At 67.4% G+C, this 12,467-nt stretch carries 12 protein-coding genes; 1 reads left to right on the top strand and 11 read right to left on the bottom strand.

The window, feature by feature from the left end; translation table 11 throughout:
- Positions 1-7: 7 nt before the first annotated feature.
- Positions 8-772, top strand: a complete 765-nt coding sequence (locus GVL12_RS14025) for an IclR family transcriptional regulator (protein ID WP_159914994.1) — start codon at positions 8-10, stop codon at positions 770-772.
- Positions 773-811: 39 nt separating this feature from the next.
- Here GVL12_RS14025 and GVL12_RS14020 read toward each other — a convergent pair whose 3' ends face one another.
- From GVL12_RS14020 to GVL12_RS13970, 11 genes are all read right to left on the bottom strand, one after another.
- Positions 812-1,291: a hypothetical protein gene (locus GVL12_RS14020; RefSeq protein ID WP_200843750.1), complete on the bottom strand. Its 480-nt coding sequence runs from the start codon at positions 1,289-1,291 to the stop codon at positions 812-814.
- A gap of 22 nt (positions 1,292-1,313) precedes the next feature.
- On the bottom strand, positions 1,314-1,988 hold the full coding sequence (locus tag GVL12_RS14015; protein ID WP_159914992.1) for a histidine phosphatase family protein: 675 nt from the start codon (positions 1,986-1,988) through the stop codon (positions 1,314-1,316).
- Between the two features lie 85 nt (positions 1,989-2,073).
- On the bottom strand, positions 2,074-3,015 hold the full coding sequence (locus GVL12_RS14010; protein WP_159914990.1) for a PhzF family phenazine biosynthesis protein: 942 nt from the start codon (positions 3,013-3,015) through the stop codon (positions 2,074-2,076).
- Positions 3,015-4,217 (bottom strand): PLP-dependent aminotransferase family protein, encoded by a 1,203-nt coding sequence (locus tag GVL12_RS14005; protein WP_159914988.1) that lies wholly within the window; start codon positions 4,215-4,217, stop codon positions 3,015-3,017. Before GVL12_RS14005 ends, GVL12_RS14010 begins: the two co-directional genes overlap by 1 nt.
- Positions 4,218-4,527: 310 nt before the next feature.
- Positions 4,528-5,121 carry a LysE family translocator gene (locus tag GVL12_RS14000; protein ID WP_159914986.1) on the bottom strand — a complete coding sequence of 198 codons (594 nt, stop codon included), beginning with the start codon at positions 5,119-5,121 and terminating at the stop codon, positions 4,528-4,530.
- A gap of 205 nt (positions 5,122-5,326) precedes the next feature.
- The gene (locus GVL12_RS13995; protein ID WP_159914984.1) at positions 5,327-6,538 is read right to left on the bottom strand and encodes an HDOD domain-containing protein; all 1,212 of its coding nucleotides are present in this window, start codon (positions 6,536-6,538) and stop codon (positions 5,327-5,329) included.
- Between the two features lie 17 nt (positions 6,539-6,555).
- Positions 6,556-7,764: a flagellar hook-associated protein FlgL gene (gene flgL / locus GVL12_RS13990; RefSeq protein ID WP_159914982.1), complete on the bottom strand. Its 1,209-nt coding sequence runs from the start codon at positions 7,762-7,764 to the stop codon at positions 6,556-6,558.
- Positions 7,765-7,790: 26 nt separating this feature from the next.
- Positions 7,791-9,749, bottom strand: a complete 1,959-nt coding sequence (gene flgK, locus GVL12_RS13985; RefSeq protein WP_159914980.1) for a flagellar hook-associated protein FlgK — start codon at positions 9,747-9,749, stop codon at positions 7,791-7,793.
- A 12-nt stretch (positions 9,750-9,761) separates the two neighbouring features.
- Entirely contained in the window at positions 9,762-10,709 is a 948-nt protein-coding gene (flgJ, locus tag GVL12_RS13980) for a flagellar assembly peptidoglycan hydrolase FlgJ (RefSeq protein WP_200843749.1), read from the bottom strand.
- A 2-nt stretch (positions 10,710-10,711) separates the two neighbouring features.
- A complete protein-coding gene (locus GVL12_RS13975; protein WP_159914976.1) occupies positions 10,712-11,857 on the bottom strand; it encodes a flagellar basal body P-ring protein FlgI in 1,146 nt (381 codons plus the stop codon).
- 21 nt (positions 11,858-11,878) lie between these two features.
- On the bottom strand, positions 11,879-12,467 hold a 589-nt coding region (locus GVL12_RS13970), incomplete at its 5' end, for a flagellar basal body L-ring protein FlgH (protein ID WP_159914974.1).

The following is a 12,467-nucleotide window of genomic DNA, read 5'->3' as shown; positions in this document are numbered from 1 at the left end:
AACGGAAATGAAGGGATCGCAGACAGTCATTCGCGCCTTGACGCTGTTGAGACACATTGCGGCCATCCATCCACACGGCATCAACATCGGCACCCTGGCTCAGCTGACGGAGCTGGACCGCGCCACCGCCTACCGGCTGGTGACCAGCCTGGTGGAGTTCGGACTCGTGACCAGAGACCCCTCCAGGAACTATCGCCTGGGCGTCGAGGCAATGCAGCTGGGATTGGCGGCCATGCGCTCCGCCCCCATCATCGACCGGGTGCGGCCGGTGATGCAGCGCCTGGCGCGGCGCACGGACGACACCGTTTTCCTGGTGGTCAGAAACGGCGACTATGGCCACTGCGTGCATTGCGAGGAAGGCTCCTATCCGGTCAAGGCACTGGTGCTGCAAGTGGGGGGCATGCGCATTCTGGGAATCGGCAGCGCCGGCGTGACACTGCTCTCGGCATTGCCTGACGCCGAGGTCGACGCGCTCTACAAAAGGCACTTGGAAGAATTCAAGCCGCGCGGGCCTTCGGTATCGCAGTTGAAGAAACTGCTCAGAGATACCCGGCAACGCGGCTACGCGGATACCAACGACCTCGTGACGGACGGCGTCAGCGGCGTGGGAATGCGCTTTGAAATCGATACCGGCAGCCATGCTGCCATCAGCATCGCCGCTATCAACAGCCGCATGTCCCCGGAGCGCAAGGCCTGGATTGCCGGCTTGATTGCCGAAGAACTGCGCACCGGTGATTTCCTGCCGGCATTGCCCGATCGCCGCGCCGGCTAGCCCTGCTGCAATGATTCCTGCGCTCCGGTCCGTGAAGGCCTAGGCCTTCGCGCCTGCGAGGTGCAGCGCTTCGACCTGCCAATGGTGCAGGCATTCGCGCAGCACCAGCAGGGCCGCGGCCCAGACCGGGTCCTGCGGCAGCAGCGTGTCGGGCGGCCCGTAGCGCTGCGCCTGGCGCGCGAGGCGCTCGAACAGCTGCTCCACGGCCTCGCGCGTGAGCACGTTCTCGGCTGTGGCGACGCGGGCGATGTCGTGCAGCAGTGCGTCATGGGTCTGCAGCCGCACCGGCCGGGGCAGCCAGGGCCCGGCGGGCATGATGGCGTCCTCGACTTCCTCGATGGCCTGCTCCAGCCCCAGCGCATCGGGCATGCGGCCCTGGAAGCGGTGCTGGGCCAGCGTGTGCAGGCCCAGCGGAAGATCGTGGCGCTCGTCGTCGGAGAGCGCAAGCCAGCCCTCGACCGCGCCCAGATGCAGGGTCACGCGGGGTGGCTCGAACGGTGCGGCAGAAATGGCAGTCATGCCACTTTGTACCGCATGTCTTTCAGGCGTGGGTGGCCCAATCGCGATGGGTGTCGCTGTCGAGGTGGTTGAGGGTATTGAAAGTCTGCAGCATCAGCCGCCTCGGGCTGATGCTGAATTCGGTCACGGCGCTGTTGCGGATGCGCATGTTGAGCGCAATCGTCGCTTCGGGCGTCGTGCCCAGCACCTGGCCCACGGCTGCCGAGATCGGGCCGCCGCTGCTCACCAGCAGCACATTCTGTCCCGCATGCTGCTGGCGCACCTGCTCGAGCGCGCCGTGCACGCCTGCCGAGAACTCGTCCCAGCTGGGCATGCCCTTGGGGCTGATCACGCCGGCCATCCACTGCGCGAGCGCGTCGCACAGCAGGCGGAAATGCTGGCGGTAGAGCTCGGGCGTGTCGGGCCGGGGCAGCGGCTGCGGGTGGATGGCGGTGAGCAGCGCATGGCTGTCGTATTCGTTGAGGCCGGGCAGCGTGGTGACCGGCGCCTGGAGCCCTTCGAGGCCTTCGCCAATGCCGTCCAGCGTCTGGCGGTGGCGGCGCAGGCTGCCGACGAGCACTGCATCGAATACCAGCGAGCGCTCGCGCCAGTACTCCCCCAGGCGCCGTGCCTGATCGAGGCCACGCGCACTGAGCTGGTCGTAGTCGTCGGCACCAAACGAGGCCTGGCCATGGCGCACAAGATAAAGGGTTCCCATGGGCGCGATTGTGGGCAGCGCGCCCGGCGCCGCAAGTCACGCAAGCGACGGGTTGCGCGCCCGTTGTCACTTGCGGGACCGGAGGCTACAGCAGCACGGAGCCCTGGATGCAGCCCACGGCATGCCCGCCGACCCAAAGTTGGCCCTGGTCGTCGGCATGCACATGGACCCAGCCGTCGCGGCCCAGGCAGCTGCCCTGGTTGGCGACATAGGGCGCCTGCAGCCGGCCTTCGGCGATCAGCCATTGCGCAAGGCTGGCGTTGAGGCTGCCCGTGACCGGGTCCTCGTTGATGCCCGTGGCCGCCGCAAAGGCGCGCACTTCTAGCTGTACCGCCGGCCGCGCAGGCATTGCTGCAGCTGCAAACGCGCGCGCTTCGCGGCTAGAGCGCCGCACCAGCGCCGGGCCCGCGTCGTCGGCGGCCGGGTAGAGCGCGGCGACGCCGACTTTCTGCGCGAGCGCCTTGAGGCGCGCGTGGTCGGGGTCCAGGGCAAGCACGGTGTCGGGGCTGTCGAGCAGCAGGCCCAGCCATTGCGGGCCGTTGTCGAGCTGTTCGGCGGCGAGTACCTGGCCGGGCTGCAGGCCCAGGGCCTGGAGCACGCCCGCAAGCAAGTCGGGCGCGGGCGCGCTGCGCGTGAGCGCGGGCGCGGCAAACGCCAGCGCCTGGCCCTGGTGGACGATCGTCACCAGCCCCTTCCTGCATTCCTGCACGATTTGCGTGGCCGATTGCGGCTGGCCGCCGTGGGCCAGCCAGGCGTGGCAGCTGCCCAGCGTCGGGTGGCCTGCGAATGGCAGCTCGCCGCCGGGCGTGAAGATGCGCAACTGGTAGTCGGCGCCCTGCGCGCGCGCGCCGGCACTGGCCGGCAGCACGAAGGTGGTTTCCGACAGCTGGGTCCAGGATGCAAATGCCTGCATGGCCGCGTCATCCAGCCCTTCGCCGTCGAGCACCACGGCCACGGGGTTGCCGCGCAGCGCGACCTGCGTGAACACGTCGACCTGCGCGAAAGCGCGTGCGCGTGGCGCCGGCATTACACGCTGGCCACGGCTGCGACGGGCAGCGTTGCGCGAATGGCGTCGGCCAGCGCGGCAACCGCGGTGTTGATCTCGTCGCTCGACGCGGTCACATAGGACAGGCGCAGCGTGCGTGGATCGGCATGCTCGGCGTAGAACGGCGCGCCGGGCACGAAGGCCACATGGCGCTCGACGGCCGCGGCCAGCAGCGTCTGGGCGTTCATGCCTTCGGGCAGCGTGACCCAGAGGAACATGCCGCCGACGGGGCGCGTCCACTTCACATCGAGGCCGGCCATTTCACGCGTGAGCGCGGCCAGCATGGTGTCACGCTGGGCCTTGTAGAGCGTGCGTATGGTCGGCACATGGCGGTCGAGGAAGCCGTCCTTGATGACTTCGGCGACCACGCGCTGGTTGAAACCGGGCGTATGCAGGTCGGCGGCCTGCTTGGCCTGCAGGAACTTGGGGTAGATGTCCAGCGGAGCGACCAGGTAGCCCAGGCGCAGGCCGGGGGCCAGCACCTTGGAGAACGAGCCCATGTAGATCACGCCTTCGGGGTTGCGCGCGGCCAGCGGCAGCGGCGGCTCCTCTTCGAACCACAGGTCGCCGTAGGGGTTGTCCTCGATCAGCGGAATGTTCAGTTCGGCGGCCTTGGCGACGAGCGCGGCGCGGCGCGCTTCGCTCATGGTGCGGCCCGTGGGGTTCTGGAAGTTGGGCAGCACATAGGCCAGGCGCGCCTTGTCGGCGCCCGTGCCGGCCTGGGCTACGAAGTCGTCGATCAGAATGCCTTCGTCGTCGCTGGCCACGCTCACGGCGATAGGCTCCTGCGGCGCGAACGCCTGCAGCGCGCCGAGGTAGGTCGGCGTCTCGACCAGCATGCGGCTGTCCTTGTCGAGGAACACCTTGCCGATCAGATCGAGCGCCTGCTGCGAGCCCGTGGTGATCAGCACCTGGTCGGGGTTGACGTCCCAGGGCAGCAGGTCGGCCACGGCCTGGCGCAGCGGCGCGAAGCCTTCGCTGGTCGAGTACTGCAACGCGGTCGCGCCGTCCCGGGCCATGACGGTCGCGCAGGCTTCGGTGAAGGCACTCAGCGGAAACGCCTTGGGCGAAGGCAGGCCACCGGCCAGGCTGATGATGCCGGGCCTGTCGGTGAGCTTGAGGATTTCGCGGATTGCAGAAGGATTCATCTTGGCCGCACGCGCTGCCAGGGTCCAATTCGTCATAACTATCTCTCTGTCTTTGCTAAAATCGGCATTCGGAAATGCGATGGGGATAGGGGCATGCCGTTGTGGGGCATGTGCTGTCGAGGGGGCGAAGCGTCGGGTTCGGCGTAAATGTCCGCGCGGGCGTGCCAGCAATGCAGCCATTTTGTCGCCTGCGGGGCCCATCGCGTGCAAAGCCGCAAAAATGGCAACAGGCGCGGCTATGGCATTGGTGCATCTCGTTTCTGGAAGCTGCCGTCATTGCAAAACGCGATGGGGGGCATTGCCCCCCAGGCGAACCACACGCAGTGGGCGAGCGTGGGGGCGCTACTCATATCATCCAGGCGGCGGTCAGCGCTAAAAGCAAGGCCATCAGTCGGTTGAACCACAGCAGCCGCCGGCCATGGGCCAGCCAGCCGCGCAGCAGCGCGCCGACACAGGCATAGAGCAGATTGCTGCTCAGCGCAAAGAAGGCCATGACCGGCAGCACCACGGCCAGCCGCTGCCAGGCGTCGGCATGGCCGGCGACCCAGCCGGCGACGACGGTCAGCATCAGCAGCCAGGCCTTGATGTTCACGAACTGCAGGCCCACGCCCTGCCAGAACGGCACCGCGAGGGCGCCGCCCTGCGCCTGCGCGAGCTGGCCGGCGCGGCTCAGGCGCAGCGCCAGCCACAGCAGATAGCCTATGCCCAGTGCCTTGATCGCCCAGCGCAGCACCGGCATGGCCAGCACCAGCGCCCCGACGCCCGCGGCCGTGAGCAGCAGCAGCAGGCACCAGCCGAAAGGCACGGCACAGACAAAGCGCAGGCTGGGCACCAGGCCGTGGTTGGCGGCCAGCGTGGTCGCGAGCGTGGTGTTCGGCCCGGGGCTGAAGCTCATGGCGGCGGCCAGCACCAGCAGGGCAGTGAATTCGACGGCGGGCATGGGCGCGTGGCAGGGGGAGGAAGTGGGCGGTGGATGCCACTGTATGCGCAGTGCGGCATCCGCCCTAGAGTGTTTTCACGCAAGCCGGGGCGCATCTCTTGTGCTGGCGACTTGCGCTACTTATCTTGTTCAGGGCGAACGGGGTTGTGCTGCCATGCCTCACCGGACCCAGAGTGACCGGGCTTCCCAAAGAAGCCCCGTCCCTTCAACGCGGCGTGATCCGGTTTTCCAGGGCCGCATCGCGCAGCATGCGCAGCAGATTGCGGTTGACGCTTTCGAGTTCCATCTCGTGCGTCTGGCACAGTGCGCGGATGGCGCTGCCGTCGGGCGTCTCGAGCGCCTGGGCCAGCGCCAGGCTGGCCGCGTAGGGGCCGGTCTTGCCGATGATGGCCTGGTAGATGCGGTCGGACAGCGGCAGCCGGCGCAGGCAGCCGGCCAGCGGTTCGCCCAGCAGCGCATCGAGCTGCGAGAACAGGCCGCACAGATAGACTTCACGCTGCAGTTCGTGGCCTATGCCGGCCTCGACCAGGCGTTCCGTGAGCTGGCCGCGCATGACCATCGCGGCGCGCACCGGCTGCAGATCGGCTTCGGTGTCGGCATGCGGCAGCTGGTCGGCAAGCCAGCGCTGCAGCGTGCCGTAGCCCAGCATCACCAGACCGCGGCGCAGCGAGTCTACGCCGGTGCGCAGGCCCAGTGCGGCCGAATTGGTATAGAGCATGAAGCGGTAGGCCAGCACCGGATCGCTGCCCAGAATGGCTTCGAAGCTTTCGAGCGACTGCTCGGCGTCTATGGCCTGCATCAGTTCGAGCACGCGCTGGCGCGTGGGCTGGGCCGCGCGGGCGCGCAGCTGCAGCAGCACGTCTTCGGTGGGCCAGCCGGCGATGGCCGCCGCGCGGTGCTCATCGAGGCAGCGCGTGAGCAGGCTGCGGCTGTGCACGCCTTCGTACATCTGGCCGTCGAGCAGCGCGCCGGGCAGCACCGGGCGCTCGGGGTGCAGGCCATGCGTCTCGTCGGGCGAGAGGCTCAGCAGGCTGTTCGCAAACCATTGCGCGGTGCGCGCGTCGGGCAGCTCGCCCAGCGACCCGCGCCAGACCAGTTTCAGCCCGCGCGCCTGCGCGGCCTGGGCCTGGGCGTAGAGCGAGGAATCTTCTATCCAGTCGCCGCGCACTTCGACCCAGGGGCTGCCCGCGGGCGCATGCTGCAAAAAGGCGCTGAGCAACTGGTGCGTCTGCGGCGACAGCAGCAGCGGCGGCGCGGCCTGGCTCCACATCTCCTGCAGGATGCGCAGAAAGTGCGGCACATCGGGGTCGATCGCCGGCTCGCAGTCGAGGTAGAGCTGCACGCCGGCGAGCGTGCGTTCGTCATTCCAGAGCGGCCGATAACCAAGCGTCAGGGAACTGAGTGCGGACAGGGCCATGGAATAAGGTTAAAGGATTAGCCGATGTAGTCGAACAGGGACAGCTTCTGGATCTGGGCATAGGACTGCAGTGCAGCGGAATAGCTGGTCTGCAGGGTTTTCAGTTCCGACAGTGCTGTGATCATATCGACATCTTCGGCCGCGGAGCGATCGGCTTCGAGTTGCAGTGATCTGGCGCTGAAGTGGGTCGTCAGGGTTTCCGCGCGGTTGAGCAGATCGCCGGCGAAGCCGCGCACGGATTGCATGCGGTTCATGCCGGTATCGATCTCGGCGAGCGCCTTGGCCACGCCATGGGCGAGTGCGCCCGACGCCGTGGTGCCATCGGAATTTCCCGCACCGCGCACCACGTTAATGGCCTGGTCGAGCACGCTGAACAGATCGCTGCGCTCGCTGGCGCCAATCGTGAAGCTGTCGCCGTCGGCCGGCGTGCCGGTGATGGTCAGCCCCATGCCGGCGACGGAAATCGTCTCACCCGACTTGTAGGGCACGGCGGCGGCGCCTGCAATGCTGTAGCTCGTCACGCCATCCGCGTCCACGCTGAAGGTGATGCTGATCGGCGGATTCGCGCTGGCGGCGTCGGCTGCGGCTGTGGGGTCGATGATCTGGCCGATATCGCTCCAGGCCTTGCCGGTGTTGCCCGCACCCTGGTTCACGGCCAGCACGCCATTGCCCGTGGGCACGTTCATGAAGGCCGCGACGCCGTCGAGCGTGTTGGCGATGCCGTTCGCGCCGCTGCTGGTCTGGCCCGACTGGCCGAGGAAGGTGCTGCCCTGCAGCGGCTGCTCGGCGCTGCCCAGGCCGCGAAACAGCGGCAGGCCGTTGCTGTCGGTGCGATTCGCGTAGCCCGCGATCTGGTCGCGCAGCGACGCCATCTGGGCGACCAGCGCATCGCGCTCGGTCTGCGTGTAGGTGCCGTTGCCGGCATTCACCACCAGCGCGCGGAATTCCTGCAAGGCATTGTTGGCCGCGCCCAGCGTCGATTCGCCGTCCTTGATGATGGAGACCTGCGCGTCCAGCGCGCGCTGGTCGGCTGCGGTGCGGTCCATGCGCGTGCGTGCGCGTTCGGCCTGTGCGGCCGCGACCGGATCGTCGCTGGCGCGCAGCACGCGCTTGCCGGCGGAGGTGCTTTCCATCATGTTGGCCAGCTTGGCCTGGCGCTCGGAGAGGTTGCTCACCGTGCGGTCATACATGTTGGCTGTGCCAAGGCGGGTGATGGTGTTGGTCATCGGGAACTCCTGGGAATCCTGGGAAATCAGCGGCCGACCGTGGAGAGCATGCTGTCGAAAATGCTTTGCGCGATCTGCAGCATCTTGGCCGAGGCCTGGTAGGCCTGCTGGTACTGCAGCAGCTTGGCGGCTTCCTCGTCGAGGTTGACGCCCGACACCGACGTGCGTTCGGCTTCGAGGTTCCTGGCGATGGTGCCGGACAGGTCGGCGGCCAGCTTGGCGCTTTGCGTGCGTGTGCCGACCTGGGCGATCAGCGTCGAGAAGCCGTCGCTGAGCGTGGTGCCTCCGTCGAACAGCTTGGCATCGCGCAGCGCCAGAAAGGCTGTCGCATTGCCCGCGTCGCGCTTCCAGTTGTCGCCCATCTCAGGGCTCTTGGCGTTGACCACCGTGACGCTGTCGCCCGCATGCGGCGTGCCGGTCAGGGTGATTTCCCAGCCGTCGATCTGGATAGGCTGGCCGGCCACATAGTTGCCCGTGGCGCCGTTGCTCGCGGTGTAGGTGAGGGCCGAAGTCGTGGGGTCCACCGCAAAGCGGATTTCTATGCCCGCAGAGGCCGCATCCGGAATGCCCGCGCCCGTGACCTTGAGGCCCGACAGCTGCAGCGATCCGCCGTTGTCCGGGGAAATGCTCGCCGCGACGGCGCTGGACACGGCCAGATCCTGCGGCGACAGCACCAGCGCCTGCATGGTGGCGGCCGAGCTGCTGAACGGCTTGAACAGAATGCTCTCATGCAGGGCGCCCGCGCCCGATACATTGAACTGCAGGCCGTCCACGGTTTCGGCGGCCAGTGCCTCCACATCGTCGAAGCTGCGCGTCAGTCCGTCGGACATGCGCACCAGATTGACCTTGCCGGATTCGCCGAAGATGACCTGGTAGTCCGAGGCCACATAAGCCGTGGCGTCGAGTACCGGCCTGGGCGTGGCCGTGGATTGGGTATCGACAAAGCTGACCGACGCCGAGACGCCTTCGATCGCTGTATAGCCCGGCATCTGCTCGACCTGCGAGAACAGCGGCTTGCCGGTCGCGCCCGACAGCGTCAGGCCCTGGGCCTGCTGGGCATTGAGCGCGGTGCTGATCACCTGGGCCATGCGGCCCAGCAGGTTGCGGCCTTCGGTCAGGTCTTCGTTGTTGAATTTCATCAGGCCCGCGACTTCACCGCCGCCGACCATGCTGGCGCTGAGTTCCACGGGCGCGTTGCCGGGCTGGCTGAAGTACAGCGACAGCTGGCCGCTGCCCGGATACTGGGTGGACTCGCTGACCGACAGCTGCCCTGCGGTCGCGCCCAGCACCAGCGCCTGGCTGCCGCCGACGAACAGGTTGAGCGTGCCATCGGCGCCATCGACCTGGCTGGTCTGCACATACTGGTTCATCTCGCGCACCAGCTGGTCGCGCTTGTCGAGCAGGTCGTTGGGCACCACGCCCGAGGCCTGGGAGCGGCTGATCTGGCCGTTGAGCGCGGCGACCTGGCCGGCCAGGCTGTTGACCAGCGTCACATCGTTCTGGATCTGCAGCTTGTTGGTGTACTCGAGCTCGTCGAGGCTGCTCGAGGCCGACTTGAAGCGCGAGGCCAGCTCGGTCATGCGCGTCAGCACCACGTTGCGCGCCGTCAGGTCGGTCGGCGCGTTGACCACGCTGGAGAACCCGTTGAGCATTTCGTTCATCGCCGCGCCCAGGCCGCTTTCGCCGCCGGCGAACGCTTCCTGCATCTGGGACAGCGATGAGGCGCGCGCCAGGTCGGCGGCCTGGATGGATCCGGCGGTATTCGACTGGCGGCTCAGCAGCGCGCTGTAATTGCGCACGATGGACGCCACGCTCACGCCATTGCCGACGTAGCCGTAGCCTATGTCCTGGCCGAAGTTCGTGCCCATCGACACGGTCTGGCGCGAATAGCCTGCGGTCTTGACGTTGGCGATGTTGTTGCCGATGGTCTGCAGGGCGATCTGGTTGGCCATCAAGGCGCCAGAACCCACGTTCATAAGGCTCATGTTGTTATCTCTTTATGCTTGGCTGTCTTGGACGCGCTGGGTGCTCTGGATGGCGCGGTTGAGCTTGTTCGCGTATTGCGGATCGGTGGCGTAGCCGGCTTTTTGCAGCTCGCTCGCATAGGCCTGGGCCGAGCCGGTCTGGGCGCGGGCTTTCTCGTAGCGCGGGCTGTTGTTGATCAACTGGGCGTAGTCGCGGAACGACTCCTCGAACGAGCCATAGGCGCGGAACTTGGCCACGACCTTGCGCGGCACGCCATCGATGTATTCGGTGGTGGTGATTTCGGCGACCTTGCCGGTCCAGCCCTTGCCGGCCTTGATGCCGAACAGGTTGAAGGAGTTGCTGCCGTCGGCGTTGCGGATCTCGCTCTTGCCCCAGCCGGTTTCATGTCCGGCCTGGCCCAGCATGTAGGCCGCGGGAATGCCGCTGGCCTGCGCCACGCGCTCGGCGGCGCCGGCGTGCGAGCGCACGAAATCGTTGAGGCCCTGGGGCGAGGGCGCATTCGCGGCGTAGGTGTTGACGCCACTGGTCGCGGCAACGCCCTTGCCCGGCACGAAACCGCCGTAGCGCGCAAACCCGCCCTGGCGGCCCGCGAGGCTCAGCGTCGAGGGCAGCGCGTCATCGCCGTCGTCCTCGGCAGCGCCGCCCATGGCCTTGGCCAGCTGGCGCGCGATCGCGTCGGCCAGGCCGCCGGGCTGGCCCGACATCGTCACCGACAGCTGCTGGTCGAGCATGTCGGCGCCGAGATTGCCCTGGGCGCCCTCGAGCAGGCCGGACTTCATCGTCGCCTCGCGCATGCTCTTGATCATTTCGCGCATGAACAGCGACTCGAGCTGCTTGGCGGTCTCGCGCACGGCCTCGGGGTTGTTCTGCCCGGCTTCGTACTTGAGCGCATTGAGCGAACGCGCGTCGATCGCGAGCGCGTTCGAGGTGCCCATGGCCACGGTGGAATTGAGCGACATGCTCATATCACCTCCAGTTCGGCGTTGAGGGCGCCCGCGGCCTTGATGGCCTGCAGGATGGCCAGCAGGTCCTGGGGCGTGGCGCCGAGGGTGTTGAGGGCGCGCACCACGTCGGTGAGCTGTGGCGAGGCCGGCACCTGGATCACGTTGCCCGGCTCCTGCCGGATCTGGATGCTGGCTTTTTCGGCAACCACGGTCTGGCCCTGGGACAGCGGGTTGGGCTGGCTGATGATCGGTGTGGAGCTGATGGTGATCGACAGGTTGCCGTGGGCGATCGCGCAATTGCCCAGTGTCACCGCCTGGTTGAGCACGATGGAGCCGGTGCGCGCGTTGATCACCACCTTGGCGGCGGGCGTCGAGGCGACGATGGGCAGCTCTTCGAGCTGGGCGATGAAGCGCACGCGCGCGCCCGGGTTGCTTGGCGCGTTGACCTGGACGGTGCGGCCGTCGAGCGCCGTCGCCGTGCCCATGCCCAGGTTCTTGTTGATCGCCTGCACCACCTTGTCGGCGGTCTGGAAATCGGTGGCGTTGAGGCTCAGCTGGATGGTGTCGCCTTCGTGCAGCGGCGTCGGCACGGCGCGCTCGACCTGCGCGCCCTGGGGAATGCGCCCGGCGCTCAGGTGATTGATCTGGACCCTGGAGCCGCCCTGCGACGCGCCCGCGCCGCCGACGACCATATTGCCCTGGGCCAGCGCATAGATTTCACCGTCGGCGCCGCGCAGCGGCGTGGCCACCAGCGTGCCGCCCTTGAGCGACTTGGCATTGCCCATCGAGGAGACGTTGACGTCTATCATCTGGCCGGGCTGGGCAAAGGCCGGCAGCTCGGCGGTGATGATCACCGCGGCAACGTTCTTGAGTTGCAGCTGGGTCGCGTTGCCGGTGGCGGGCAGGGCGATGCCCATCTGCTGCAGGTAGTTCGCGAGTGCCTGCTTGGTGTAGGGCATCTGCGTGGTCTGGTCGCCCGTGCCGTCGAGCCCGACGATCAGGCCGTAGCCCGTGAGCTGGTTGCTGCGCACGCCCTGGACGGCGGCAACTTCCTTGATGCGCAGGGCATGGGCTGGCAGGGCCAGCACGGCCCCGCCTGCGGCGATCGCCCAGAACGCAAGGTGGGCAGGGCGCAATTTGAGGAGCGTGGACAGTGCTTTCATAGCTGTCCATTCTCGGGAAAATCAGAACGGCATAACGTTCAAAAAGAAGCGTGACAACCAGCCAATTGACTGGGCTTCGGCCTGCTGGCCGCGTCCGCGCGACTCCACGCGCACGTTCGCCACCTGGGTCGAGCTGACCAGGCTGCCGGGCTGCAGGTTGCGCGGGTCGACGCTGCCCGAGAAGCGCAGCACGTCGACGTTGTGGTTCACGCCGATCTGCTTTTCGCCCGTGACCACGAGGTGGCCGTTGGGCAGCACGTCGACCACGGTGGTGGTGATGGATCCGGTGAAGTTGTTGCTGTTGGCGGTCTCGCCCTTGCCCGAGAATGCATTGTCGCTGCCGACGCCGATCTTCGAGCGGCCGATGAGGTTGGCGGCGTTCGCGGCCTTGAAGATCGGCAGGTTGGTCAGGCCGGCGTTCATTTCGTTTTCGCGATCGATGCTGGACGTGGAGCGTTGCGAGGCCGTGACGCGTTCGACGATCATCACCGTCACCATGTCGCCGACCAGGCGCGCGCGCTGGTCCTCGAACATCGGTCGGTAGCGCGCGGCATGGAACAGCCCGCCCGTGGGCGTGGCCGGCAGGGCTGCGGCGGGGCTGGGGATGGGG

The sequence above is a fragment of the Pantoea sp. 18069 genome, from assembly GCF_902706035.1.
Lineage (GTDB): Bacteria > Pseudomonadota > Gammaproteobacteria > Burkholderiales > Burkholderiaceae_C > Comamonas.
Note: the sequence above shows the minus strand (reverse complement) of the source record. Positions and strands in the feature narration are given on the sequence as shown.

Coding starts and splice junctions, on each gene's coding strand:
- GVL12_RS14000 (WP_159914986.1), bottom strand. CDS start 5,121: ATGCCCGCCGTCGAATTCACTGCCCTGCTGGTGCTGGCCGCCGCCATG.
- GVL12_RS14015 (WP_159914992.1), bottom strand. CDS start 1,988: ATGGGAACCCTTTATCTTGTGCGCCATGGCCAGGCCTCGTTTGGTGCC.
- flgK (WP_159914980.1), bottom strand. CDS start 9,749: ATGAGCCTTATGAACGTGGGTTCTGGCGCCTTGATGGCCAACCAGATC.
- GVL12_RS14020 (WP_200843750.1), bottom strand. CDS start 1,291: ATGACTGCCATTTCTGCCGCACCGTTCGAGCCACCCCGCGTGACCCTG.
- flgJ (WP_200843749.1), bottom strand. CDS start 10,709: ATGTCGCTCAATTCCACCGTGGCCATGGGCACCTCGAACGCGCTCGCG.
- GVL12_RS14005 (WP_159914988.1), bottom strand. CDS start 4,217: ATGACGAATTGGACCCTGGCAGCGCGTGCGGCCAAGATGAATCCTTCT.
- GVL12_RS13995 (WP_159914984.1), bottom strand. CDS start 6,538: ATGGCCCTGTCCGCACTCAGTTCCCTGACGCTTGGTTATCGGCCGCTC.
- GVL12_RS13975 (WP_159914976.1), bottom strand. CDS start 11,857: ATGAAAGCACTGTCCACGCTCCTCAAATTGCGCCCTGCCCACCTTGCG.
- GVL12_RS14025 (WP_159914994.1), top strand. CDS start 8: ATGAAGGGATCGCAGACAGTCATTCGCGCCTTGACGCTGTTGAGACAC.
- flgL (WP_159914982.1), bottom strand. CDS start 7,764: ATGACCAACACCATCACCCGCCTTGGCACAGCCAACATGTATGACCGC.
- GVL12_RS14010 (WP_159914990.1), bottom strand. CDS start 3,015: ATGCCGGCGCCACGCGCACGCGCTTTCGCGCAGGTCGACGTGTTCACG.